At 39.4% G+C, this 24,497-nt stretch carries 25 protein-coding genes and 1 riboswitch; of the genes, 16 read left to right on the top strand and 9 right to left on the bottom strand.

Annotation, left to right across the window (positions count from 1 at the left end):
- Positions 1-98: 98 nt before the first annotated feature.
- The 4 genes from AC0KUU_RS04860 (at position 99) to AC0KUU_RS04875 (ending at position 4,309) form a co-directional block, all read left to right on the top strand.
- Positions 99-1,049, top strand: a complete 951-nt coding sequence (locus tag AC0KUU_RS04860; protein WP_014458647.1) for an ABC transporter ATP-binding protein — start codon at positions 99-101, stop codon at positions 1,047-1,049.
- A complete protein-coding gene (locus tag AC0KUU_RS04865) occupies positions 1,049-2,572 on the top strand; it encodes an ABC transporter permease/substrate-binding protein (protein ID WP_043978380.1) in 1,524 nt (507 codons plus the stop codon). Before AC0KUU_RS04860 ends, AC0KUU_RS04865 begins: the two co-directional genes overlap by 1 nt.
- Positions 2,573-2,903: 331 nt before the next feature.
- Positions 2,904-3,650, top strand: a complete 747-nt coding sequence (locus AC0KUU_RS04870) for a YwaF family protein (RefSeq protein ID WP_162214851.1) — start codon at positions 2,904-2,906, stop codon at positions 3,648-3,650.
- Positions 3,651-3,790: 140 nt separating this feature from the next.
- Positions 3,791-4,309 (top strand): NAD(P)H-dependent oxidoreductase, encoded by a 519-nt coding sequence (locus AC0KUU_RS04875; RefSeq protein ID WP_028410982.1) that lies wholly within the window; start codon positions 3,791-3,793, stop codon positions 4,307-4,309.
- A 28-nt stretch (positions 4,310-4,337) separates the two neighbouring features.
- Here AC0KUU_RS04875 and AC0KUU_RS04880 read toward each other — a convergent pair whose 3' ends face one another.
- Both AC0KUU_RS04880 and AC0KUU_RS04885 read right to left on the bottom strand, forming a co-directional pair.
- The gene (locus AC0KUU_RS04880) at positions 4,338-4,703 is read right to left on the bottom strand and encodes a hypothetical protein (RefSeq protein ID WP_014458652.1); all 366 of its coding nucleotides are present in this window, start codon (positions 4,701-4,703) and stop codon (positions 4,338-4,340) included.
- Positions 4,704-4,917: 214 nt separating this feature from the next.
- Entirely contained in the window at positions 4,918-5,874 is a 957-nt protein-coding gene (locus AC0KUU_RS04885) for an LCP family protein (protein WP_372482311.1), read from the bottom strand.
- A gap of 312 nt (positions 5,875-6,186) precedes the next feature.
- Here AC0KUU_RS04885 and AC0KUU_RS04890 point away from each other — a divergent pair, with 312 nt between their 5' ends.
- The 3 genes from AC0KUU_RS04890 (at position 6,187) to AC0KUU_RS04900 (ending at position 8,839) form a co-directional block, all read left to right on the top strand.
- Entirely contained in the window at positions 6,187-6,861 is a 675-nt protein-coding gene (locus AC0KUU_RS04890) for a hypothetical protein (protein ID WP_162214849.1), read from the top strand.
- A gap of 75 nt (positions 6,862-6,936) precedes the next feature.
- Complete coding sequence (locus AC0KUU_RS04895; RefSeq protein WP_322552369.1) at positions 6,937-8,037, top strand: M24 family metallopeptidase; 1,101 nt, start codon at positions 6,937-6,939, stop codon at positions 8,035-8,037.
- A 223-nt stretch (positions 8,038-8,260) separates the two neighbouring features.
- Positions 8,261-8,839: a suppressor of fused domain protein gene (locus tag AC0KUU_RS04900; RefSeq protein WP_013084584.1), complete on the top strand. Its 579-nt coding sequence runs from the start codon at positions 8,261-8,263 to the stop codon at positions 8,837-8,839.
- Between the two features lie 41 nt (positions 8,840-8,880).
- On the opposite strand, the gene AC0KUU_RS04905 is transcribed toward AC0KUU_RS04900, so the two are convergent.
- From AC0KUU_RS04905 to AC0KUU_RS04915, 3 genes are all read right to left on the bottom strand, one after another.
- The gene (locus AC0KUU_RS04905) at positions 8,881-9,822 is read right to left on the bottom strand and encodes a DMT family transporter (protein ID WP_013084583.1); all 942 of its coding nucleotides are present in this window, start codon (positions 9,820-9,822) and stop codon (positions 8,881-8,883) included.
- Entirely contained in the window at positions 9,819-10,499 is a 681-nt protein-coding gene (locus tag AC0KUU_RS04910; protein WP_043978395.1) for a GntR family transcriptional regulator, read from the bottom strand. Before AC0KUU_RS04910 ends, AC0KUU_RS04905 begins: the two co-directional genes overlap by 4 nt.
- A 75-nt stretch (positions 10,500-10,574) precedes the next feature.
- Positions 10,575-11,093, bottom strand: a complete 519-nt coding sequence (locus AC0KUU_RS04915) for an acyl-CoA thioesterase (RefSeq protein WP_034649541.1) — start codon at positions 11,091-11,093, stop codon at positions 10,575-10,577.
- A gap of 150 nt (positions 11,094-11,243) precedes the next feature.
- On the opposite strand from AC0KUU_RS04915, the gene cuyA reads away from it, so the two are divergent.
- Positions 11,244-12,236 (top strand): D-cysteate sulfo-lyase, encoded by a 993-nt coding sequence (gene cuyA, locus AC0KUU_RS04920; RefSeq protein WP_237074197.1) that lies wholly within the window; start codon positions 11,244-11,246, stop codon positions 12,234-12,236.
- 35 nt (positions 12,237-12,271) lie between these two features.
- Here cuyA and AC0KUU_RS04925 read toward each other — a convergent pair whose 3' ends face one another.
- A complete protein-coding gene (locus AC0KUU_RS04925) occupies positions 12,272-13,621 on the bottom strand; it encodes a sensor histidine kinase (protein ID WP_043978408.1) in 1,350 nt (449 codons plus the stop codon).
- A complete protein-coding gene (locus AC0KUU_RS04930; protein WP_043978411.1) occupies positions 13,618-14,289 on the bottom strand; it encodes a response regulator transcription factor in 672 nt (223 codons plus the stop codon). The genes AC0KUU_RS04925 and AC0KUU_RS04930 overlap by 4 nt, the downstream gene beginning before the upstream one ends.
- A 222-nt stretch (positions 14,290-14,511) precedes the next feature.
- On the opposite strand from AC0KUU_RS04930, the gene AC0KUU_RS04935 reads away from it, so the two are divergent.
- Positions 14,512-15,786, top strand: coding sequence for a S1C family serine protease (locus tag AC0KUU_RS04935; protein ID WP_013084577.1), 1,275 nt, complete (start codon positions 14,512-14,514; stop codon positions 15,784-15,786).
- Positions 15,783-16,685, top strand: a complete 903-nt coding sequence (locus tag AC0KUU_RS04940) for a peptidyl-prolyl cis-trans isomerase (protein WP_043978414.1) — start codon at positions 15,783-15,785, stop codon at positions 16,683-16,685. Before AC0KUU_RS04935 ends, AC0KUU_RS04940 begins: the two co-directional genes overlap by 4 nt.
- Before the next feature lie 274 nt (positions 16,686-16,959).
- Here AC0KUU_RS04940 and AC0KUU_RS04945 read toward each other — a convergent pair whose 3' ends face one another.
- Positions 16,960-17,415: an Lrp/AsnC family transcriptional regulator gene (locus tag AC0KUU_RS04945; protein WP_043978416.1), complete on the bottom strand. Its 456-nt coding sequence runs from the start codon at positions 17,413-17,415 to the stop codon at positions 16,960-16,962.
- Between the two features lie 120 nt (positions 17,416-17,535).
- Between AC0KUU_RS04945 and AC0KUU_RS04950 the strand changes: the two genes are divergently transcribed.
- The 4 genes from AC0KUU_RS04950 (at position 17,536) to AC0KUU_RS04965 (ending at position 20,768) form a co-directional block, all read left to right on the top strand.
- Positions 17,536-17,994, top strand: a complete 459-nt coding sequence (locus AC0KUU_RS04950; protein ID WP_043978417.1) for a carboxymuconolactone decarboxylase family protein — start codon at positions 17,536-17,538, stop codon at positions 17,992-17,994.
- A 115-nt stretch (positions 17,995-18,109) separates the two neighbouring features.
- A riboswitch (cyclic di-AMP (ydaO/yuaA leader) is annotated at positions 18,110-18,254 on the top strand.
- Between the two features lie 124 nt (positions 18,255-18,378).
- A complete protein-coding gene (locus AC0KUU_RS04955) occupies positions 18,379-19,038 on the top strand; it encodes a potassium channel family protein (protein WP_013058591.1) in 660 nt (219 codons plus the stop codon).
- A gap of 3 nt (positions 19,039-19,041) precedes the next feature.
- On the top strand, positions 19,042-20,361 hold the full coding sequence (locus tag AC0KUU_RS04960; RefSeq protein WP_043978418.1) for a TrkH family potassium uptake protein: 1,320 nt from the start codon (positions 19,042-19,044) through the stop codon (positions 20,359-20,361).
- 326 nt (positions 20,362-20,687) lie between these two features.
- Complete coding sequence (locus AC0KUU_RS04965; RefSeq protein WP_016765202.1) at positions 20,688-20,768, top strand: YjcZ family sporulation protein; 81 nt, start codon at positions 20,688-20,690, stop codon at positions 20,766-20,768.
- A 187-nt stretch (positions 20,769-20,955) separates the two neighbouring features.
- On the opposite strand, the gene AC0KUU_RS04970 is transcribed toward AC0KUU_RS04965, so the two are convergent.
- Positions 20,956-21,042 carry a YjcZ family sporulation protein gene (locus AC0KUU_RS04970; RefSeq protein ID WP_016765201.1) on the bottom strand — a complete coding sequence of 29 codons (87 nt, stop codon included), beginning with the start codon at positions 21,040-21,042 and terminating at the stop codon, positions 20,956-20,958.
- 174 nt (positions 21,043-21,216) lie between these two features.
- On the opposite strand from AC0KUU_RS04970, the gene AC0KUU_RS04975 reads away from it, so the two are divergent.
- Positions 21,217-21,714, top strand: coding sequence for a tetratricopeptide repeat protein (locus AC0KUU_RS04975; protein ID WP_230184466.1), 498 nt, complete (start codon positions 21,217-21,219; stop codon positions 21,712-21,714).
- Positions 21,715-22,122: 408 nt separating this feature from the next.
- Positions 22,123-24,201, top strand: coding sequence for a gamma-glutamyltransferase (gene ggt / locus AC0KUU_RS04980; RefSeq protein ID WP_080781592.1), 2,079 nt, complete (start codon positions 22,123-22,125; stop codon positions 24,199-24,201).
- Positions 24,202-24,497 lie beyond the last annotated feature (296 nt).

Here is a 24,497-nt window from a genome sequence, read left to right on the forward strand (position 1 = left end):
TCATATTTAGAAATATTCTTAAAAGAATGTTTATTGCCTCTAAATATTGGGTACACGGAACTAGGGGTTAAATTTCAACAGGGAGTGTGAACGATAATTTGATTACGTTTAAGAATGTGTCAAAGCAATATCCAGACGGTACGACCGCCGTGAAAAATATTAATCTAGAAATTAAAGAAGGAGAGTTTTTCGTTTTAATTGGTCCGAGTGGGTGTGGGAAAACAACCACCTTAAAAATGATTAACCGTCTTCATGATATTACCGAAGGAGAACTATACATAAAAGATAAGCTCGTATCGGACCACAACATCCATGAGCTACGCTGGAACATTGGTTATGTTCTGCAGCAGATTGCTCTTTTTCCTCATATGACCATCGCTGAAAATATAGCCATTGTACCCGAGATGAAGCATTGGAAGAAAAACAAAATCAAAACGCGCATTGATGAACTGCTTACCTTGGTAGGACTAGACCCAAAGCAGTATCGAAACCGAAAGCCGTCTGAGCTCTCAGGTGGCCAGCAGCAACGTGTAGGTGTAGCACGTGCCCTCGCAGCTGATCCCCCCGTTATTTTAATGGACGAACCCTTTAGTGCCCTCGATCCGTTAAGCCGCGAACAGCTTCAGCAAGATGTTATTAGCTTAAAAGAAAAAATCAAAAAAACATTTGTGTTTGTTACGCACGATATGAGCGAAGCGATGACGCTTGGAGATCGTATCTGCCTGATGAAAGATGGAGAAATTGTTCAAGTTGGAACCCCGGAGGAATTCATCCAAAAGCCTAAAAATGAATTTGTAAAAACATTTATTGGAAATCAAGGCAATGCTTTATTTGAGACATTGGATATGTTTGTCAAAGAAAGTGAACAGCCAGACGTAGAACCTACTGAAGAGTTAGCTTCAACCGCCACTGTTCAGCAGGCAATGGACGCCCTTTACGACCATGAAGCAATAGCCGTGAAAAAAGGGAGCAAACGTATTGGCGTTGTAACGCGCAAAACTCTATTAGCGTTTCTTTCTGATAAAACGAAAGAAGGAGGAACGCTGTAATGAATGCACTAAGCACATTATTAGATCAACGAGGAGATGCACTGTTTCAAGCTCTTCTTGAACACATTCAAATTTCAGTACTGGCTCTTGTTATCGCCGTATTAATTTCAGTGCCGCTCGGACTGTACTTAACGAGGCATGACCGTATTGCTGAACCAATCATTGGCGTAACAGCCGTACTGCAAACCATTCCTTCACTCGCTTTATTAGGATTACTGATTCCTCTTGTCGGAATTGGAACCTTTCCCGCGGTTATTGCACTGTTTTTATATTCGCTTCTTCCTATTGTACGAAATACATATACCGGAATTAAAGAAGTGGACCCATCTTTAATTGAAGCATCCAAAGCCATGGGGATGAACTCGTGGAGACGATTAATTAAAGTAGAACTTCCTCTAGCACTTCCTGTCATTATGGCCGGAATTCGCACAGCGATGGTACTCATTATTGGCACAGCGACAATCGTGGCTCTTATCGGAGCGGGCGGACTCGGAAGCTTAATTTTGCTTGGTATTGACCGAAGCGATAATAGTTTGATTTTATTAGGAGCCATTCCAGCAGCATTATTAGCGCTTATTTTTGATGGAATTCTGCGAACGATTGAACACTCAGCTAAAAAAGGGTCCAAAAAACGCTCGTTTATTATGATCATCGTATTAATACTTATTCTTGTTTCTCCGTTTGCAGCGATGAGCGCAACAAAACCAGACCTTGTTATCGGAGGGAAAATTGGTGCAGAACAAGACATTTTAATTAATATGTACAAAGAATTAATTGAAGATCAAACCGATATGAAAGTAAATCTTCGTTCGTCGCTTGGGAAAACGGTATTTGTATTTGAGGCTCTGCGTAACAAGGAAATTGATTTGTACCCTGAATATACGGGTACAGCCATTGTGACGCATCTAAAGGAACAGCCGGACAGCAAAGATGAAACAGAGGTGTACAAGCAGGCAAAAGAAGGATTTCAAAAGAAATTCGGCCTTGTCTATTTAGATCCAATGAAGTTTAATAATACGTACACATTAACCGTAACAAAGGAATTTGCCAAAGAAAATAATCTAACAACTATTTCAGATTTGGCAAATGCAACAGATAAAGTAAAAGCAGGGTTTACGCTTGAGTTTAAAGATCGTGAAGACGGCTATGTAGGCGTTCAAAAAGAATATGGTCTTACCTTCCCGAATATTAAAACGATGGAGCCGAAGCTTCGCTATCGCGCTGTAGAAAAAGGCGATATTAACATGCTTGATGCTTACGCAACGGACCCTGAAATCAAACAGTTTGGTTTAAAAGTCTTAAAAGACGATCAGCAGTTCTTCCCTCCGTATCAAGGAGCGCCTGTGCTTCGTGAAGATACGCTAAAAGAGCACCCTGAACTGAAAAAAATCTTAAATCAACTGGGCGGTAAAATCAGTGATGACGAAATGCGTGAAATGAACTATCAAGTAAATGCGAAAGGAAAAACAGCTGAAGAAGTTGCTCATCAATTCTTAGTGAAAAAAGGATTAATTAAAGAGTAAAAACGAAGAAAAAAGTTAGGACAACAGTATGTTAGTTGAAAGAAGATCCGAATGATGAATCGTTCGGATCTTTTTATTTTAGTTGTTTCTAGCAGTTGATTGGAGGGCAACGCGAAGACTCCCGCGGAAAGAGAAGTCTTGCATGGAAATCAACTGAGGTGCAAGAAGTGATTCATGCTCGATTATTTACTCCATTCGTCCATCTTTAGATTGGCGTGATTTCGTTATGTCTCAATCTCTTTTTAATGCGAGAGAAGCATTAATGAAAATGAGGTCTTATGAACAAGCTAAAGGTACCAAATTTGTTTTCTGATGGAAGGAAGGCGCTTTTATGAATTCATTTTTTACGTGTCATCCTGTACAACATTCCTTTCAGCTTTTTTCAGTTGAACATCTTGTAACTTTAGCTATTATCGTGATCATAGGAGCATTTATTTTTTTGTGTCGAAAGCATCTGGGAAAAAAGAGGTTTGTGTTCATTTTGCTTTCACTCATTCTAATTGCTTCAGAAACAGCCTACCAGGCTTGGGAAATCGGATGTCATCGGTGGTCTGCTGAAACTTCCTTGCCTCTTCAGCTCAGTGATATAGTCGTGCTGCTGGCTGCTGTTATGCTGATAACCAAAAACAGGTTTCTTTTTTATTTTGTGTACTTCGCAGGAATCAGCAGCTCTGTTCAAGCGATGATTACCCCAGACCTTGGCGGCTATGCGTATGCCCAGTTTCGCTATGTGCAGTTTTATGTATCGCATGGCGGTGTGGTACTTGCTTGCTGTATGCTAATTGCTGTTTGCAGATATGAGCCGACGTTTCGTTCTTTGTGGGTAAGCGTAGTATTTGTTAATCTGTACGGGGGAGTTATCTATGTCATGAATCGTTTACTCCATGCGAATTATTTATACATGATGAAAAAGCCAGAGCACGCTTCCTTGCTGGATGTTCTTGGACCTCATCCTTGGTATTTAGTATGGATTGAAGGAATCATGATTCTTAGCTTTCTTGTCCTTTATCTGCCGTTTTGGGTACATAAAAAAATTAAAGGTGATAAAAGCAAAGTCAATTTTGTTGAAGCAAAATGATAATACTGGTAGTTTATAAGTGTAAACTAACTCGGATTTCTTGAAGGAAAAGGAAAGAATTACTGAACGAGCCGTGAGAGGCAAGCGTAAAAAATAGAAAAGAAAAAAGCAAGCACAGACATCAGAAGGAGAGTATCAAAATGAAAACACTGGTTATTTTAGCACATCCAAACTTAGCATCTTCTCGTATTAATAAAGCGTGGGCAGAGCGAGTAAAAAAAGAAGAGAATGTGTACGTTCATGATTTATACGCAAACTATCCCGATTTCAAAATTGATGTAGAAAAAGAGCAGGAGTTAGCTGTTCAATTCGATCGTATTGTTTTTCAATTTCCATTTTACTGGTACAGCTCACCAGCACTCTTAAAAGAGTGGCAAGATGTTGTCTTAACATACGGATGGGCTTATGGAAGCAAAGGTACTAAACTTCAGGGAAAAGAGTTTGTCGTAGCTACTTCAACAGGAGGCCCTGCAGAAGCTTATCAAGAAGGGGGATACAACCGTTACCCAATGAATCATCTGCTTCTTCCGTTTCAAGCTACGGCAAATTTAACAGGCATGAAGTTCCAAACGCCATTTTTATTTCAAGGAGCAGGCGGTGAGCTGAGCGACAAAGTCATTCAAGATAGTGCTGAAAGCTACGCTCAATTACTAAGGTAATAAAAAAAAGCCGCGTTAACGCGGCTTTTTAATTTACATTTGTTCGTGAAAAAGAAGTAAGCAGCTTTTGAGGAGCAATATCTAATCCTTCAATGAGTAATCCTGTCATAGCAGTTAGACTCCCGACTTCAAATGATTCCCCGGCTCTCCAAAATGCGGATTCACCTTGTTTGATATAAATTTTCAGTCCGTTATCGCCAGCTACCCAGCCTTCCCCGTGAACGACTAATAGAAGCTGTGGAATCGTAGCTTCTTGACGGGGAGTATAATCATTTTCTTGAAAAGATAAAAAGCTAATTTTGACATCTCCAGTATGAGAAAGCAATGGATTCACTTTATAGGTAGAATGAAGAAAGGAACGCTCTTCTTCAGATTGAAAACCATATAATTTCATACGTTCATCTCCTTGAATCAAAAATATAAAAAAGAAGTCCTTCTCCTTTCATATACGCATGTAGTAGAAAAAATAGAACTTCAAAGAAATAGCTGTTTCCTGGAAAATAGCTTCATTTTTTGTCGAAGCTCAAATTTTTTTGAAGGATAGGGAGGAAAAACAGAAGTTTTTTTGAATAGTATAAAAAAAGGTGTCCGCTAATGGACACCTTTTCCTAATTTAAAAATGACTGTAACGCTTGTTTGTTTTCTTCAAGGTCGATGCTTAAAACAGCACCAATACCGGATACTCGTTCATTTGAATAGGAACCTTCGACCGGTAAACGAAGAGATTTTAAATCTGGCTGATTCCCAACTAAGAAATCTTTTCCTATCACGATAAATGTTTTTGGAGGAATATTTGTATCCACATATGGATCAATGACGCCCCATAGCTTAGGAGCTTTTGCCAGCGTCTTTACTTGAAGAGCTTCATCCATTAATTTACCGATCACTTCTTGTTGACGCTTCACGCGCCCGAAATCACTTTGGCTATCATGTCGGAATCGCACGTATCCTAGTAATTTATCTCCGTGAAGAGTTTGCTTTCCAGGTTTTAGCGTCATGCCAATTCCTGATGACATTTCGTGCGGCACGGTAACCGTAATTCCCTCAGGGGCAATCGTATCGGCAACTTTAGAAAAACCTTTAAAATCAACAACGGCATAATAGTTTACATCTACGCCGAAATTTTCTTTAATTGTCTTACGCATTAATTCGGGCCCGCCAAATGCATAGGCTGAATTTAATTTGTTTTTGCCATGTCCAGGAATATCCACATATGAATCACGCATCAAAGAAACAATTTTAGGCTGATTGCTGTCTTTGTCATAATGAGCAATCATGATTGTATCGGCACGCGAATGTTCTTCACCTCGAGAGTCAATTCCAAGAAGCAGCACATTCATGCTATCTAAATTGGCACTTGCACCATTAAAATCAAATTGTCCATCTTTCCCAAAAGCTCCGTCTGCTTCTGCTAACCCTTGTTGGTATTGATAATACACATACGCACCAGCGGCGATTACAAGAATGAGAAAGAAAAGAAGTAGCTTTCTAAAGCGTTTCTTTTTTCTTTGCTTTTTTCTTTTATGTTGTTTACGTTCTGTACGTTCTTCCAAATGTCTCACCATCGCATTCAAAAATATTAATACTTTTTTGTTTGAAACCAATTATGCAAAAAATTATAAAACGACATAATAAAATTAACACTAAGGAATTAGATTAGCAAGTACGTTCACTAGTAAATCTGCGAAGACAGCTAAAATAAGAGAAGTGTACAAATAGAAGAAAGAGGAAATAAAGGTTATTTTTTTCAAGGATCTTTGTTATAATCTATCATAGTTAGGGGAAAAGTTCTGTCTTTTAAGAATGGAATAAGAGGAAAGTCTCTATTTGGGGAGAATCAAATATAGGTCTAAATGTAGAAAAAAGGAGTGAAGCGAATGAGTATATATGTGTCATCTTCGAACCTTGTGCTGATTCCAGAAGCGGCGTTAAGTCATTGGAAACCTTATGGCGCGGGGGAATTGACCGGAGCTATTATTTCAGGTAAAGATAGTGCTGAAATAATTAAAGAGCTTAATCAATCGTCTATTCTGCCTTTTACAAGTTTTTTCTATCGAAAGCATTTTGTTATTCTGTTTGATAAAGAACAAGTGAAAAATCATTTTGAACAGCTGCTTTTATTATATAAATCTCAGGGATATATTTTTTATTCTTCTACTTTATACGATGATCACTGGTCCCAGGTCCTTGAAGGAACGAAGCAGCTGCTAACGGTAAATGGACAAGTGGTGCCAGTGCTTGAGCTTGAACAAAACGGTGAATTTGATGTTGTGCGTGATGAAGGCGGTCTGCACATAGTGATAGATGATGACGAAGACGAAGAGAAGCAGCTAGAAAAAAAAGTTCATGAGCTTCCGCTTGAAGAAGGTACCTATTTTATTGGCGATCCGGGATTTGTTGAAAACCGGGACATGCTGGTGAAAGAATATTTTCCTAAAGGTACGTACGAATTTGTTTATAGATACGGAGAAAATGGCTGGCTGATGAAAGTAAGTATTCAGCGAAAAGCGATTAAAGAGCAGCTTACTACTCTTCACGCGGCTTTGTCTTAACCTCTATTCATTGTACAATATTGCTAAATAACTATGTTATAATAGTAATATTGTACAATGAAAGGGGTTTTTTTAATGGAAGCACGTTTACAAAAAGTCGTATCGTGGCTAAAAGAAAAGAATGTAGAAGCAGCCTTTATTTCGTCAACCGAAAACGTATTTTATTTAACTGGATTTCACACGGATCCGCATGAGCGTTTGCTTGGCTTATTTGTGTTTAACGAAGCGGAGCCGATGCTTGTTTGCCCATCAATGGAAGTGGGACAAGCAAAAGAAGCGGGCTGGAAGTTTGATGTGATTGGATATGAAGATCATCAAAATCCTTGGAAACTTATTAAAGAAGCTTTACATAAACGAAACGTAATAGATGTGAAAAAGGTTGCTGTAGAGAAAGAGCAGCTGCTGTATGCGAGAGCAGAAGAACTGCTTAGCTTATATTCAAACGCTGAGCTAGTCGGAGCAGAAGAGAAGTTAAATCAGCTGCGTTTAATTAAAGATGAGCGTGAAGTTGAGATTCTTCAAAAGGCAGCTGCCTTAGCTGATTTTGGTGTAGAAGTAGGTGTAGCTGCTTTAAAAGAAGGCGTTACGGAAATGGATGTTCTGGCTAAAATTGAATACGAGCTAAAGCGAAAAGGAATTCGTGAGATGTCGTTTTCAACGATGGTTTTATTTGGTGAAAAAACGGGAGAAGCGCATGGGAACCCAGGTCTTCGCACGTTAAAGCCAGGAGATATGGTTCTGTTCGATTTAGGTGTAGTGCTAGACGGATACTGTTCAGATATTACACGTACAGTCGCTTACAAGTCTATTAATGATAAGCAAAAAGAAATCTATGAAACGGTACAGCGCGCTGAGCAGGCAGCACTTGAAGCTTCCAAGCCCGGAACTCGCATTGGCGACTTGGACATGGTAGCACGCAATATTATTACAGAAGCAGGATATGGAGAGTATTTCTTGCATCGTCTTGGTCATGGTCTTGGCATCAGCGTGCATGAGTTTCCTTCAATGAGCCGCAACAATGACGATGTGCTTCAAGAAGGCATGGTATATACAATTGAACCGGGTATCTATATTCCAGGACTCGGAGGCGTGCGTATCGAAGATGATGTAATCATTACAAAAGATGGATACGAAACGTTAACGAAGTACCCAAAAGAATTACAAATTATTTCATAATAATGTCATGAAAAATAGAGGCTGCCATGGTGCAGGCTCTATTTTTTATGGGAAAAGAAAAAATTGGTTAAGGTTTCTCGTTTGCTTCTTGATACAATTTCATAGTATGTTACGAAACGATAACATTTCTATCACATTTTCTAAAAACTATATCGTAAGCGAGTGCAGTAGTATATGCTGTACAGTAGGGAGCTTTTTAAGGTCGCAAGCAAGGAGGTTTTTTATGAGTAATTTTACAAAAGATGAAGAATTAATTATACATAAAGCAATAGATGTATTTGGTCAAAAGGATCGAATTGAAGATTATTCAGATGAAAGAAAAAAGCATGGTATTCACGTTGTGGCGTGTGAAAACCATCCGCGTCAAGACGTAACCGCGTATGCAACGCTCGGTGGACATCAATGTCCGACAGGCTATACAGTTGGAGGGATCCCGCTTCGAATTGAAATCGTTGGGGCTTGTCATGAGGAATTCGGTATTTATTCTGCTATTTTAGCAAACTGTATTTTCCATATGATGAAATCTCATGTGTCCATCTTCCCAGGAGCTATTTATAAAGACGTTATTGCAGTGCTTGATGACAGCTTTCATATGCAGCACATTTTGCTGATTCCGCCGTTTTTATGGGATAATTTTTCAACGATTGAACTATCTGATAAAAAAGTAACGTTCCTGCAGGCCGTTCCGATTTCAGAAAATGAACGTGCTTTTGCACTTGAGTACGGAGTAGATTCGTTGCTAAGCCGCTTTGATGCTGAGCAGGTGAATGTCTTCAATTTAGAAAGAAGATCTGTTGTATAAACAAAAAGAGCGCCGACTAAGACGCTCTTTTTTGTTATTAATTAGTAGGTCAATTCTTTTTGCGGTATAGCTTTTTTATGACTTGTTTGGTAGCTGTGAAGGACCATGCCTGCTATGATAACTCCCATTCCAACCCAAGAAAGAATCGATGGCAAAGGACTTGATAGAAGGAAGACCTCTCCTAGCAGGGCAAATAAAACTTCCATCGATTGTGTAGCTTCAACTGCACCTAGCTTTTGAGAATCTTTTTTAACAAGGTCGGTTGCTGCAAAAAATAAAACTGTTGCACATACTCCTGAAAGTAAAGCAACTAAACTGCTTTGATAAATCTGAGTTGTTTTTGGTAGTCCATCGGTCACGCAGGCATAGACAGAAAGAATAATCCAAAACGGCAGGCTTGAAAGCGTCATTCCAAGCACGCGCTGAAACGTATTAAGTGACGACACTTCCATCATTTTACGGTTGCCAAGCGGGTACGCAAAAGAGGCAATTAAAATGGGAATGGTACAAAGCAAGGCAGTAGCGGCTGACAGTTCAGTCGCATGCTCAAGCTGCATGAGCACAACTCCTATTAAAATAATAAACGAAAAACCTAGCTGCTTGAAGGGAATGCCTCCTCGCTTCTTTCCTTCCTTGTAAAACAAAGGAGCTAGGAGAGACCCCGATAAAATTGTGATTTGCCAAGTTCCTGCAATAAGCCAGCCGGGACCGTAGGCTGAAGCAAAACAAAGAGGAGCGTAAAATAACCCAAATCCAACCGTGCTCCAAAGCAGCCATTTTTGAGGCTGGGCTTTTATTTCTGCCACCACAGGTTTAATACCACCCCAAAAATAAACGAGCACAAGTAAAAGAGGTACCATAAAAAAATAGCGCAGCGACGCGCTCCACGCCCAGCTGCCTCCTGATAAATCCATCGCTCGATTTAAAACGAATGTAAAAGCAAAAAAGAATGAGGCAGCAATGCCTAATAAAAGAGGCTTCACTTGGATTCCTCCTCACTTGTCAGCGCTTCACCTAGCGTCAGCCAGTTCGTTTCGACAAGCTGCGATGTCAGTGCGGCATCTTTTTGACCGCAAGCGTTTATGATTTCTTTGTGCTGATCAACCGAAGCAAGGCTAGCAAGAGACGAAAAACGAGCGATTTCCAGACGCTGAATTTTGGCGCTTGTTTGTTTTACAACACGTTCTAGCTCTATATTGTTCGCCCGTTTTAAAAAGACGGAATGAAATGCTTCATCCGCTTCGATCGCTTTAAGGACATTTCTTGTTTTGATTGCATGTTCTAGAGATTGATTGTGTTTGATTAGTTCGCCCATATCTTCTTCTTGTAACGAAGTACAAGCCAGCTTAGCAGCAAGTGCATGAAGAGCTGCGACGACAATAAAAGATTGTTTTGCCTCCTCAAGGTTTAATGGAGCCACTTTTGTAGAAGAGCCAGGTGTCGTTTGGACAAGGCCTTCATCTTCAAGCCTTTTTAATGCTTCTCGAACAGGAGTGCGGCTAACTCCAAACTGCTCAGCCAGTTCTTTATCCTGAAGCTTTTGTTCGGGCTGAAATTCAAGCATGACAATATTGTGTTTAAGTGTTTGATAGACTTCTTCCCTTAAAGAAAGTCGTTTGAGAGGTTGAATGTTATTTTTCATAAAACCAATATATCGCATATTACATTAAATAACAATGTGAAAACTAAAAAAACTTCGTCTAAAAAGCAGACAGCTGCTTTTTAGATGAAGAGCTTAATTACTGCTGCGCAAAGATTTAGATAAAATGCTCGCAATCGCTTTGCTGTGCTCAACCTGCGTTTTTTTGGATTCTTTTCGTTCAAGAGCTACTTTTTGAAGGCTTTTTTCTTCCTCAGTTTGAGCAATAACTTGAGGAACGGAGGCAGGTTTCCCGTTTTCTAATGCAACAAAGGTGAGAAAAGAAGTAGCTGCGATACGCTTAATGCCCGTTAATAAATTTTCGGCAATCACTTTAACAAAAATAATCATGGAGCTTTTTCCTGTAACAACAACGAATGCTTCATATGAAATAAAATCTTCTTCGGTGACGGGTTCGATAAAATCAACGTGATCAATGGAAGCCGTAACACACGTCTTTCGTGAATGTTTAGCTGCTGAAAGAGAAGCCGTCATGTCCATGTCAGCGACAATTTTTCCTCCAAAAAGGGTGTGGTGATTGTTTAGGTCATTTGGAAAAATGTGCTGTGATTTGACTACTCGTGAGACGCTGCAAAGTACTGCTTTTTCACTCATTGAAAACACTCCTTCAAACTGTTTATATGGTTTAATGTATGTTGACTACTTGTTCTTATGTATACAAGTTATAGAGAGCCCTTTCGTAAAAAGCTCTTCAAAAGCTTCTATATGGTAAAATAGAACAAATATGAAAGAGAGGATGAGAGCATGAACTTAACTCAATTTTCTAGAAGAAAATATACAGATTCCCCTACACCTTTAGAAAAGCTATCGGTTTTATCTCAGCAGTTAAATGGACCTTCAATTTATATGAAGCGAGATGATATGCTTGGACTGACAGGTGGCGGAAATAAGACACGCAAGCTTGAATATTTAGTAGCTGATGCAAAGGCGCAAGGAGCAGACGTGCTTGTAACGTGCGGTGCGATACAATCCAATCACTGTCGTTTGACGCTCGCTGCGGCTGTAAAAGAACAAATGAAATGCGTGCTCGTATTGGAAGAAGGCGAAAATAAAGCAAGCGATCAGCCCACAGGAAACTATTTTCTTTATCATTTATTAGGCGTTCATGACATGCGGTTTGTCGCTGAAGGTTCTGATTTGACAGCCGAAATGAAAACAGTAGAGCGAGAGCTAATTGAAAAAGGTCATAAACCGTATTTAATTCCAGTAGGAGGTTCGAATGTTATCGGTGCAACCGGATACGCTGCCTGTGCACAAGAGCTGCTTATGCAAAGCTATGAGCAGCAAATAAAGCTTAGCCATGTGGTTTGCACAAGCGGCAGCGGAGGCATGCATGCAGGATTAGTGGCAGGATTTCAAGGTCTTCAAAGTGACGTATCTGTTATTGGAATGAATGTCAGTCGTGCTAAAGAAGAGCAAGAAGTAAAAGTTGCCAAACTGACGAGTGAACTTTATGATCATTTACATAGTAAAACGCCTTTTAAAAAAGAAGAGATTGTATGTATGGATGAATACGTAGGTCCAGGGTATGCTGTTCCGACAGAAGAGATGGTGGAAGCAGTTAAACTTGTGGCCAGTACGGAAGGGACTTTATTGGATCCTGTGTATACGGGAAAAGCGATGGCTGGTCTAATTGATTTAATTCGAAAAGGTTATTTTAATAAGGATGAAAATGTGGTGTTTGTCCACTCAGGCGGTTCACCGGCTCTTTATGCCTATACATCAATTTTTTCATAAAAAAGCAAGGGATTCGAATCCCTTGCTTTTTTAGTTTATATAGGAATAGTAAGTGAAAACGTTACTCCGGTGTTCGTGTTTTCAGCCGTAATTGCTCCGTCGTGCATCGTAACAATACGCTTTACGATACTTAAGCCGATACCGAATTCACCGTTTGCTCCTTTTTTAAACGGTTCAAACAAGTGTTGAAGCACGCTTTGATCAATCGGCGGACCATCGTTGCTGATTGTACATTGAACGTTCGTTTGGTGTTTAGCAAGTGAAAGTGAAACCTTCGTCTCGGCATAGCGCAGCTGATTGTCGAGTACATTTTCAAGAACTTTTGTCCACAGTTCTTTATCTCCTTTAATCGTTGCGTTTGCGTCGTCAAATTCCCACTGTATTTCAGGGCGCCTCCACCGCAAGCGATCCACTACTTCATGAAGAAGTGCAGTAAAATCAAAGTCATCTTGTGCAAGCTGATGAGTGGACATATAGTCAAGTTTGGTTAAGTAAAGCAAATCGCGGATTTTTTTCTCAAGATTTTTGGATTCATCTTCAATAACTTTTACCGTTTGAGATAAATCACCTTTTGGATAAATGCCGTCTTGAATCGACTGAGCGTAGCTTTGAATCACCATAACCGGTGTTTTTAAATCGTGTGAAATATTTTGAAGCAGCGTTTGCTGTGCTTCATCTTTAGATACGAGCCTTTTGCGCATTTGCTCGATGGAGGCGCCTAGCTTGCCAATTTCATCGGAACGGTTGACTGTAACGGGCTCATGCCAATTTTGTTCGGCAATTTTTTTTACATCTTTTTCAAGTGATACAAGCGGCTTGCTTAAATATCTTGATAGCCAAATAGATGGAAGCCAGCTGAATAGAAATACAATTGAAATTACAAGAAGCAGCTGTTTAAACAGAGTAGAAGTGAGCGCGTTGCGATACGTATCCCACGAAAATGAAAGCAAAAAAGCAGGCTGTCCGTTTACGCTTACTTTTCGAATTACATAAAAAAGCGTCCGGTTGCCAAGATCTTTTTCATAGCGAGCGACGATTTTTCGCTGACTGATTGCATCTTCCTGTGCTTTTCTCAAAAAGTCTTGAGGCAACACCCGTGATGAAAAATACGAGATATCCGCATGTTCAGGTAATAAAATATGATCCACGGTTCGATTTCCAAGTGTTGGTTCACTGTCTTCGTTGCTAAAGTAGTATTCACCTGAGCGGCTTGGCAGTCCGTATTCTTTTAAAATATGCTGTTCATTTTCAATAGTGGTATAAATTTCATTCGTGAAGAACTGCCTGAGCGTCGTTGGGAATAAAATAGCGAGCAAAATTGAAATAAGCAGTAAAATACCGGAGATGACGAGCCAAATTTGAAATGCAAGCGACTTGTTTTTCATGCTTTCATCATCCGGTATCCATATCCATAAATCGTTTCAATTCGTGCTTGCGGCATTTTTTTACGCACGCGTCTTACTAAATCATCCACCACTCGGTCTGTGCCAAAATAATCTTCTCCCCAAATGAGATTCAGCAGCTGCTCCCGTGAAAAAGCCTGTCCAAGGTCTTTTGAGATAGTGACAAGAAAATCAAATTCTTTAGACGTTAAATCAATCGGCTTTCCATCTTCACTGACTGTACGGGTATGTAAATCGATTTCATAAGGAGTCAGCGTAATGGTATCGGTTTTCTTTTGATTGGAACCATATACGCGGTCTAGCAGTTTGTTTGCTCGAATAACTAGTTCACGAGGCAAAAAAGGCTTTGATAAATAGTCGTCGCTGCCCATCTCAAGCCCAAGAACCCGGTCAATATCGGCATCGCGGGCTGAAATGAAAATAACAGGCACTTGGGGCGTTTGCTGCTTGATTTCGCGAATGAGCTGATACCCGTCAATGTCAGGCAGCATAATATCTAAAATCCACAGATGCGGAGGAGTTGCAATCATTTCTTTGGCGTCCGTGCCGTTAAAAAATGAGCGAACGTCCCAGCCTTCTTTTTGAAGGTAAAGGGTTAAAACTTCGTTTAAATTTTGTTCATCCTCTACTAAATATAGTGTAAAGCTCAAATTTGACACCTTCCTCTGAATATATGAAAATTAAGGTAAATAAAGCATATTACGCCATATGTGCGCGTTTCTTTAAAGGTCTATGTACCCGCTATTATACTACGTGTTTGCTGTTATAAAGAAATTTTTCACAATTTCACACATTGTTTTGATACTTATCCCAAACTTTTATTTTATAGTATAGATAACATAAAATTTGCTACGTTAAAAGGAGTGTTTTTCATGGATCCACGTGATTATGAAAGAGAGCAAGAACGAAAAGAAGAATATGAAAACCGCCAGCAGCGATACGATCAGTATCAGCCTGCGTCATCATCACAGCCTCCAAGAAGACGCTTATTTCCAGTGATTGCATCTTCTATCGCCGGAGCAGTACTTGGAGGAGGAATTGTGCTATACGGTGCTCCGCAGCTGGGGTTAATGGATTCAGCTGATACGCAAACAGCGAATCAAACAACGCAGACTCAAACGGCAACAACAACGAGCACAACGCCTCGAACAGTAAGCACAACCGTGAATCAGTCAGATCTTGTTTCAGTTGTAAATAAAGTATCAGCTGCTGTTGTAGGCGTGAACAATATTCAACAGCAAACAAATCCATTTTCTGGAGATACCCAAACCCAAGAAGCAGGAACGGGTTCCGGTGTTATTTTCAAAAAAGAAAATGGAAAAGCATACGTTGTGACCAATAACCACGTTATTGACGGCGCAAGCGAAGTAGAAGTGTCACTTTCAAACGGACAAAAAGAAAAAGCTAAGATTGTCGGAGCTGATGCGCTAACGGATTTAGCGGTGCTTGAGATGTCTGACAAAAATGTTGAACAAGTGGCGAAGTTCGGGAAATCATCGGATTTAGTAGCGGGTGAAACGGTGCTTGCAATCGGCAATCCTCTTGGTGAACAGTTTTCTCGTACGGTCACACAAGGTATCGTGAGCGCAGCAAAACGCTCTGTCCCTATTTCAGAAAATTGGAACGTAGATGCAATTCAAACGGATGCGGCGATTAATCCAGGAAACAGCGGCGGTGCACTTATCAATTCTTCCGGTGAAGTAGTCGGCATCAACAGTATGAAAATTTCAGAAGACAATGTAGAAGGCATCGGCTTTGCTCTTCCAAGTGATGAAGTGCAGCCGACGATTGAACAGCTGATGAAAAATGGGAAAATAACGCGTCCATATATGGGGGTAGGTCTTCAAGATGTAGGTCAGCTTTCAGCTGCAACAAAACAAAACCAGCTAGGCCTAACAAGCGATACGTCTGAAGGAGTTGTCGTAACGACGGTTGAACCATTCTCTTCTGCTTCTGATGCAGGTTTACAATCAAAAGACGTGATTGTTGCCATCGATGGAAACGAAGTCAAAACATCCAGTGATTTACGTCAATATCTATACACAAAACGTAAAGTAGGAGACACGGTAAAATTAGACGTGTATCGAAATGGAAAAAAACAAACTATTTCTCTGAAGCTTTCAGAACAGCAGGATAACAATGGATGAGTTCAACACCGTTAAAGCTGCTGCTAGCAGTATTAACAGCGTTCGGATTTTTAACCGGCTGCGGAGGGAAGCATTCAAACACGATGTTTCCTTCTGTAGAAATTAGTCAGCTATCTTCTACCAAAGAACTGGCAGCGTATGAGGGAGGCAAGGTGACAGGAGCTGAATTCAACCGTTTTTTAGCCGTTGAAGGGTTCTTAAATCCAGATGCTCCTCTAAATGATACAAGCTACCGCAAAGAGTTATTGCGGCAGCTTGTTATGCAAAAAATCTTAATTTCCCATCTAAAGACAAGCGATAAAGTACAAAAACAAGTTGAGGATATGTGGAAGCAAATTAAACGCTCATATGACGAGGATACAAGAAAACAAGGTTATGAAGTGTTAAATATTCGTTCCAGTGATGTAACCAACCAGCTAACGAATCAGTTTAAATTAGAAGAATATTTCCGCAAACAAATTACGTCTGATGAACTAACTGCTTACTATAAACGTATTGAAAACGATCTAACGCGCGTATCTTTTACGCAGCTGGCTTTTTCCACTTTACATGATGCCGCTGCCGCTGCGGCTGAACTGCAAAAGGGAACATCGCTTCAGGACGTTCAAAAAAAATATGCTGAATTCCAGACAGTGAGCAAAATAGAGAATGCTGATAATCTAAAGCTTTCAAGTCTATCTCCTTCTTTTATAGATGTTTTAAAAAAACAGCACATCGGAGAGAGTAGTGAGCCCATTAAAATGGGTAAAGTTTATTATATTCTTATTTTAAAACAAAAAGATAAAAAAACGGAATCAGAAGTTAAAGAAGAAATGATGAAAGAACTTGTTTTGAATCATATCAACCGGTATATCCAGGATCAACTGCCAAGGTTTCACGTGACGTTCAGCCTTAGGTAGTTTCCTTTTATATAGATTGATTGTTTTCAAAAAACAAGCAGGTAAAAGAGCTTTCTATTAATAGAGAGCTCTTTTACATTTTTAAGTAGACAGAAATGTCGGCACCTGATAAAATGAAGTTGTAAAACTTTCATTATTCGGAAAATTTATACCCTCCAGCTTTGGAGGGTTATTTTTTATGCTGTTGGACGAATAAAAGAGGCTGGGACAAAAGTAGTGTAATGGAAAGAAGATCCGAACGATGATTCGTTCGGATTTTTTCGTTACGTTTCAATCACTTTTCATCTTTTAAATGACTCAATAATGCAGGAGCCATCTCTACGTGAGAAAGGGCGATGTGTGAAATCGTTTTGGCATAAGGTGTAATTTCGTTAATAAATTGTTCGAGTATGTGCAGGTGAGGAAGCTGAAGCTTTGTAATAAAGCAGGCTTGCCCGGCGATGCGTTCACAGAATAAAGCGTAGGGATACTGAGAAATAAATCGTTTAAAACGCTCGTGCTCTCCGTTTTTCATCGTTACTTCAATAAAACACGACACGGGCAAATGCAGCTTTTCATAATCAATATCAATCGTATACCCTTTTATAACGCCAAAGCTCTCTAGCTGCCTTACTCGCTCTGCCACCGAAGGAGGAGACAAATTAATTTGTTTTCCTAGCTCTCGTAAGGAAAGGCGGCTGTTTTGCTGCAGCGCCTGCAAAATCGATAAATCAATTTCATCAATTTTCAATTGAAAACCTTCTTTCTCATTAACGTTTCATTTGATTAGTAATAGTCGATAAGATGTTTTATATGTAATCTGAAATTTCCATTTTTCTTACTATAATAATTAAAAAGGAGTGAGTGAAAAATGGCAAGAGTTTTGTTAGCAAACGAAGAGGGAACAAATTTTGAAAAAGCATTGAATTTAATTCCGCATGTAAAAAGATTGTATGATGAGCTTTACGACACGCTTTGGAACAGCGATATAGTAGAAAAAGAGACTAAGGAAAAAATAAGGCTTTATCTAGCAGGTGTTAACGGCTGTGAGACGTGTATGAGCATGTCATATGTAGGCGATGAGACGCTTAATCAAAAAGTGTTAAGAGAAAAAGAGCTGGAAGAAAAAGATCGCCTGCTGTTTCGATTTATTGATGTATACCGGGTGCGTCCAAAGGAGTTGACGGATGCTGATATGAATCAATTAAAGAAATTTTACAGTGATACGCAGCTGTTAGAGCTTTTAGCTGTTATTAATTTATTTGATCAATTTCACAAAATGATTGTCAGTTTAGATTTATACGATTTTTGCAGCTTGCAGGGCAAGTGAGGTCTTCCCTAAAAATATCTTGACAGACAAAATCCACAGGAGTAAGATAGCTTTCGTGAAGTGAAATGTATCATGAATCGAATCGATTATTCTAAAAAATAGATCATAGACATTTGAATAAAAATCGCTTAATCCATTACGGAGCGGAGGACCCATTATTTACGCACATATTGTGCTCCGGGGTGAATCCTTAAAAAGGTAGGGTTACTCTTAAAACCCGAACCCGACAGCTAACTTCGCAAGCGTTTTGAGGGGGAAGAGTGTGAAAAAACACAGGAGCCTTCCTGTGTTTTTTTGCGCTTTTTTTAAGAAAAAGATGTAATTTTTTAGAAAAAGTATAAGCTAAGAGAACACACAGCAGTTGAAGAAAGGAATAAATACATTATGAAAAAACAGTTTGCTGTATTGGGATTAGGTCGTTTTGGAGGCAGTTTGGTTGAAGAGTTTGCTAATCTGGATGTGGATGTGCTCGCTATTGACCGCAATCAGGAGGTAGTAAATAAATTTAGCAACTCAGCTACATATGTTGTGCAGGCGAATGCAATTGATGAAGCTAGCTTAAAGGGGCTAGGTATTCGCAATGTTGATCATGCTCTTATTTCGTTTGGGGATGATATCGAAGCGAGCGTGCTCGCAACGATGCTTTTAAAAGATATGGGCGTTAAGCAAGTATGGGTAAAAGCAGTAAATATGTATCACCAAAAGGTGCTGGAGAAAATAGGAGCGGACAAAGTCATTCATCCTGAGCGCGATATTGCTAAGCGTATTGCTCATCACGTGGTGTCAGAAAAGATCATTGATTACATTGAACTGTCAAAGGATTATAGTATTGTCGAAATTGTGGCCTCTAAGAAACTTCATAATAAAACGCTGTTTGATTTGAACATTCGTGCCAAGTACGGCTGCAACATTATCGGCTTTCAGCGAAAAGACGGGGAAATGGTGATTTCGCCTACCGCGCATGAAATAATTGAACAAGGAGATATGCTAATTGTTATCGGACATAATCGCGATTTGAACCGTTTTGAAGAAGAAGGAGTTTAACTTATGAAAAAACAAATCATTAAACTCACCCCTCCGCAGCTGCTTGTCTCCATTTTTGGCGGAGGAATTATTATAGGTGCTCTTCTATTGATGATGCCTGTTTCTACTACTGAGCCCATCCGGTGGGTAGACGCCCTTTTTACGTCTACTTCCGCGATGACAGTAACCGGCTTAGCTGTCGTAGATACAGGTACGCGTTTTACCGTCATTGGTCAAACGATTATTATGCTGTTAATTCAAATAGGCGGTCTTGGCATTATGTCATTTGCCGTGTTGATTTTTATGATGCTAGGTAAAAAAATTGGATTTAAAGAGCGTATGCTCGTTCAGCAGGCATTAAATCAAACGAGCATCGGCGGAGTTGTCCTGCTAGTTAAAAGACTGTTTATCTTTTCATTTTTAATTGAGTTTGTTGCACTTATCTTTCTAGCGATACGCTGGGTTCCGGAGTTCGGATGGTCTAAGGGGCTGTTCTTTAGCTTGTTTCATTCGATTTCGGCTTTTAATAACGCAGGGTTCGGACTATTATCTGACAGCCTGGTTCAGTATGTAGGAGATCCCATTATTAACATAACGATTTCTTTTTTGTTCATTATCGGTGGATTAGGGTTTACCGTCCTTGCAGATATGTGGGTAAAAAAATCCTATAAAAAGCTAACGCTGCATTCGAAAATTATGATCATCAGCACGTTTGCGATTAACGTGGTTGCCATGCTTTTTATTTTTTTCTTGGAGTACAGCAATCCACATACGCTCGGAAGTTTGTCATTAGGAGACAAAGTGTGGGCATCTTATTTTCAAGCTGTAACGACACGTACAGCAGGTTTTAATAGTATCGATATAGGAAGTTTGCATGATTCCACTATATTTTTAATGGTTATGTTAATGTTTATTGGTGCAGGAAGTGCTTCAACAGGAGGCGGTATCAAACTCACGACGTTTGTGGTGATTATTTTTTCTGTATGGGCATTTTTACGAAGCCGGGAAGATATTGTGCTATTAAAGAGACGACTTCTTCCTCTTCACGTGTTTAAGGCACTAGCCATCACGATGATTTCAATTATGTTTGTATTTGGGGCCATTTTCCTGTTAAATATTTCGGAAAACCTGCCGTTTGTAAAAATTATGTTTGAAGTTGTTTCTGCATTTGGAACAGTAGGTTTATCAATGGGAGCAACTCCTGAACTTTCGTACTTTGGACGCGTGATTATTATCTTTATCATGTTTTTAGGAAAAGTGGGGCCATTAACGCTTGCGTTTTCATTATCTAAGCAAAAGCGTGAAGCCGTTCGTTACCCAAACGAAGATATAATGCTGGGGTAGAAAAATCGCCTTCGATGAGGCGATTTTTTTATATTATTTATACGTTCAAGACATATAAGAGGTTACGCACAAAACAGTTGCGATGAATAAAAAGAAGGCAAAGACAAGAACAATGGGCAATTTAGAATGTCGGCGCATTAAAGGCCCCCCTTTTTTATAGTAAAAAAATCTCTTACTATATATAACGAAAGAAACAAAAATATGATTCACTTTTTTGACGAAATTTGAAGGTTTTTCTCGTTAAAAAAATCCGCACCCCTGTCCTAAACATTTTGCCAAGCTGTTGCATACACTAAAAGCAGATAACAGAAAGTGAGGGATGGTACGTGGGGAAACAAAATTTTGCGTTAATCGTTGTGTTATTTGTTTTACTTGTTATTGTAGGTGCGTCTGGCTTTCGCTTTTAAACGTTAACTTTATTTGCGCATAGCCCCCGTCAAAAAGGGCATACTAGGCGGAAGTAAAAACCAAAAATTTCTTCAATATTGCCGAACAATGAGTTCCTCTACTCATTCATCTAATCGGTATGTAGCCATGCGAAAGCATGGTTTTTTTTGAAATAAGAGGATGAATGATGTTCATCCCCTCTAAAAATTAGTAGTAGCAAGAACATCCTACGATTACTAATAGAATAAATAAAACAACGATAAATGAAAAACCAAAACCGCCTTTTGCGCCCATATGTGTAACCTCCTTTAATAAAATTCTCTATATCCTATGTACTAATTGGGTTAAGTGATTGAGAAATTTGCCTATTTTTTAACGGTAACGATCTTTTGAGAAAAATGAAGAACACTTACTTTTTTCATTTGTGCAGAAATCCTTTATGATAAAGAGGAAAAGGAGGGCAAAGTGGTGGGAATACATGTAGAATACGTCATGAATCAGCTAGAAGAGGGTAAGTGGAAAGAGATCAAACGTGAAATTCAACAAGAAATGAAGAAAAAACCTCAAGCATCTGATTTGTACTGTTACTTAGCAGTTTGTTTAGCAAAGCAAATCGAAGAATCAATTATTTTTGAAAAAATGGTATTAAATTTAGAAATGGACAGAGCTCTTCATCAGGCATTAACATTAAATCCATCTTCAAGCTTGGCGCATTTCGTTCGAGGAATAAAATACCGGGAAACTCCGCTTATGTTTGGAGGGAATTACGAAAAATCGCTGTCTTACTTGCAGCGGGCCCAAGATCTTGGTTTTGAAGGGGTTATGCTGCCGCTCGAACTCGCAAAAACCTATATTCAATTAAAAGAAATGGAAAAAGCGAAAGAACAAATCGCTTATGCCCGGGAAATCAATCCTACTCACGCGGATATTAAAAAAGTCGAAAACATGCTGCAAACAGGACGGTGAATCAAAAGTCCTGTTTTATTTTTGGTTTTTAGGAAACATATGCTGATTTTCATAAAGAATTGCTTTTTATATAACAATAAGAATATTTGTAGAAATTTTAAGAAGTGCATGTAAGTCCAACGACTTCTTAACTGCTAGATTTTCTATATTATTAGAGCGTTCAGTCTACATAATTCCAAAAATAGTAAGAAACTATCAGCCTATGGATAAATTGTTAGAAAATATAGATAATTGTAAATGAATAGAGAAAAGTTAAACATGCGACTAACTAAAAAAAGCAAAGGTCTGATTTACTTTGCTTTTTATTTATACACATATGTAAAAAATATCATAATAAACCAATTTATTCTTTGTGAAATCCATCGTTTCAGACGATGTGAAATAATGTATTTGAAGGAGGAGACCCAGGTGAAGGTTATGAAGATGTTGGTTATTGCATTATTTAGTTTAAGTTTAGTTGTCACACCAGCTGCTGCTGAAGTTCCGGGTGTCGACCATTCAATGAAACGAGGTGCTACACAAGGAATTGTAGCGGCATCTCACCCGCTGGCTGCTGAAGCGGGAAGGAAAGTTTTAGCTGAAGGCGGAAATGCTGTGGACGCGGCAGCTGCCATTCAATTATCTCTCAACGTTGTGGAACCGATGATGTCAGGTATCGGCGGCGGCGGCTTTATGATGATTTATGAAAAAAAGAAAGATAAAATTACGATGCTAGACAGCCGTGAAATGGCACCAGCTGATGTCACGCCTAAGCTGTTTTTAGATTCAAAAGGAAAAGTCATCCCTTTCAGTAAGCGTCACATAACAGGAAAAGCAGTTGGAGTTCCTGGTACGCTAAAAGGAGTAGAAACAGCCCTTAAAGATTATGGAACAATGGACTTATCAGATGTTATTAAACCAGCTATTGCTCAAGCAGAACAAGGAATCAAAGTAAATTGGTCGATGGCTCAGTACATTGATGAAAATGTGGACAAGCTTGAAAGATACCAAACGGCCGGTAATGTATTCGTGCCGAATGGCAAGCCGTTAAAAGAAGGAGATAAGCTTGTTCAGCCGGATCTTGCTAAAACATTAAAGCTTATTCAAAAAGAAGGATCAGACGCTCTTTATAAAGGAGAAATTGGAAAAGCGCTTGTTAAAGAAGTTCAAAAACGCGATGGAAGCATGACCATGGATGATTTGAAAAATTACGTTGTAAAAGAACGTGAGCCGGTTAAAACAACTTACCGAGGCTACGATGTGGTTAGTGCGGCTCCTCCTAGCTCCGGCGGATTAACCGTTCAGCAGATTTTAAAGCTAATGGAAGGTTATGATGTAGAAAAAATGGGTTCCAATACGCCTCAGTATTTGCAGCATTTAACGGAAGCGATGCACTTAGCTTTCGCGGATCGCGCGGCGTATATGGCAGATGAAGACTTTTACGAAGTGCCGAAAAAAGGACTGTTAGATGAAGATTATATTAAAGAACGTCGTAAATTAATTAATCCAAACAAAGCAACGCCTAACGTCAAAGAAGGAGACCCTTGGAAATATGAAGGAAAAGAAAATCCAAATAAAGCAACAGTAAAGGAAGAAAATCCAATCGGCCAAACGACTCATTTCTCTGTTGTAGACAAATGGGGAAACATGGTTTCTTACACGACTACCATTGAACAAGTTTTTGGTTCAGGAATTATGGTTCCTGACTACGGATTTATGCTCAACAATGAAATGACGGATTTTGATGCCACTCCGGGAGGCGTGAACCAGGTTGAGCCTAAAAAACGTCCTCGAAGCAGCATGTCTCCAACGATGCTGTTAAAAGACGGAAAGCCGTTCATGGCAATTGGCTCACCGGGAGGCCCAACCATTATTGCGTCTGTAGCAGAAACGATTATGAATGTTATTGACCATAAGATGCCGATTCAAAAAGCGATTTTAACACCTCGTATTTATTCAGGCGGCTATCCAACCGTAAGATGGGAACCTGGCTTTAGCCAAGATACACTTCTTGAAATGATGGCTAAAGGACATGCGTTTGAAGAAAAGCCTGAGCATATTGGAAACGTTCAAGCGGTTATCTATGACTATGAAACGGGGAAAATGTACGGAGGCGCTGATAATACGCGCCAAGGCACGGTATTAGGAGTAGACGCAATTAAATATGTATCCAAACAGCCAAAACCAATTAAAGAAGAGAAAAAAGGAGAGTTTACAGTTGAAGTCAACCGTGCCGTTTATCCATTTACTGATAAGCAAGTGAAGCTGATTGATGGAAAGCCTTACGTTCAATCCGATCGCCTGCTGTTAGGCTTAGGCGTCATTGATTCGAGTGACTTAAAGCTGTATAAACCAAATCATCACTCTTATTTATCAGTTATCAAAGTAGCCAAATCACTTGGCTACAAAGTGAAATGGGATGACAAAAAGAAAGTGGTCTCATTAGAAAAAGATCCTGGTGAAGACGATACAGGCGATGATGAAGACGGAGACGTTATTACAAATTAAAAAAGAGACTGGGACAAAAGTATTTTAGGTGAAGAAAAATCCGAACGATGAATTGAGATTCTTGATGAAGAATCCAACTCGTTCGGATTTTTTTATGGGTATGACAAATGTAGGTTTTCTGTGTGTAGTTACTTCTAGCTGTTGAATGGAATTTATTATGTCGCATCTCTTTTTTATGAAAGCAAATAAAATTGGCGATTTTAAACCAAATGACAAAAAAATTGGCGTGGTTTGCCAAAAAGTTGTAGAAATCGACAGTTTTTTTGGCGCATGTAAGAAAACCCATGATAAAAAGA

It is taken from the genome of Priestia sp. ST2, from assembly GCF_055810735.1.

Excerpts from the sequence above, each read along its gene's own strand:
- AC0KUU_RS04865 (WP_043978380.1), top strand. The coding sequence starts at position 1,049 with ATGAATGCACTAAGCACATTATTAGATCAACGAGGAGATGCACTGTTT.
- AC0KUU_RS04870 (WP_162214851.1), top strand. The coding sequence starts at position 2,904 with ATGAATTCATTTTTTACGTGTCATCCTGTACAACATTCCTTTCAGCTT.
- AC0KUU_RS04875 (WP_028410982.1), top strand. The coding sequence starts at position 3,791 with ATGAAAACACTGGTTATTTTAGCACATCCAAACTTAGCATCTTCTCGT.
- AC0KUU_RS04880 (WP_014458652.1), bottom strand. The coding sequence starts at position 4,703 with ATGAAATTATATGGTTTTCAATCTGAAGAAGAGCGTTCCTTTCTTCAT.
- AC0KUU_RS04885 (WP_372482311.1), bottom strand. The coding sequence starts at position 5,874 with ATGGTGAGACATTTGGAAGAACGTACAGAACGTAAACAACATAAAAGA.
- AC0KUU_RS04890 (WP_162214849.1), top strand. The coding sequence starts at position 6,187 with ATGAGTATATATGTGTCATCTTCGAACCTTGTGCTGATTCCAGAAGCG.
- AC0KUU_RS04895 (WP_322552369.1), top strand. The coding sequence starts at position 6,937 with ATGGAAGCACGTTTACAAAAAGTCGTATCGTGGCTAAAAGAAAAGAAT.
- AC0KUU_RS04900 (WP_013084584.1), top strand. The coding sequence starts at position 8,261 with ATGAGTAATTTTACAAAAGATGAAGAATTAATTATACATAAAGCAATA.
- AC0KUU_RS04910 (WP_043978395.1), bottom strand. The coding sequence starts at position 10,499 with ATGCGATATATTGGTTTTATGAAAAATAACATTCAACCTCTCAAACGA.
- AC0KUU_RS04915 (WP_034649541.1), bottom strand. The coding sequence starts at position 11,093 with ATGAGTGAAAAAGCAGTACTTTGCAGCGTCTCACGAGTAGTCAAATCA.
- cuyA (WP_237074197.1), top strand. The coding sequence starts at position 11,244 with ATGAACTTAACTCAATTTTCTAGAAGAAAATATACAGATTCCCCTACA.
- AC0KUU_RS04925 (WP_043978408.1), bottom strand. The coding sequence starts at position 13,621 with ATGAAAAACAAGTCGCTTGCATTTCAAATTTGGCTCGTCATCTCCGGT.
- AC0KUU_RS04935 (WP_013084577.1), top strand. The coding sequence starts at position 14,512 with ATGGATCCACGTGATTATGAAAGAGAGCAAGAACGAAAAGAAGAATAT.
- AC0KUU_RS04940 (WP_043978414.1), top strand. The coding sequence starts at position 15,783 with ATGAGTTCAACACCGTTAAAGCTGCTGCTAGCAGTATTAACAGCGTTC.
- AC0KUU_RS04950 (WP_043978417.1), top strand. The coding sequence starts at position 17,536 with ATGGCAAGAGTTTTGTTAGCAAACGAAGAGGGAACAAATTTTGAAAAA.
- AC0KUU_RS04955 (WP_013058591.1), top strand. The coding sequence starts at position 18,379 with ATGAAAAAACAGTTTGCTGTATTGGGATTAGGTCGTTTTGGAGGCAGT.
- AC0KUU_RS04960 (WP_043978418.1), top strand. The coding sequence starts at position 19,042 with ATGAAAAAACAAATCATTAAACTCACCCCTCCGCAGCTGCTTGTCTCC.
- AC0KUU_RS04970 (WP_016765201.1), bottom strand. The coding sequence starts at position 21,042 with ATGGGCGCAAAAGGCGGTTTTGGTTTTTCATTTATCGTTGTTTTATTT.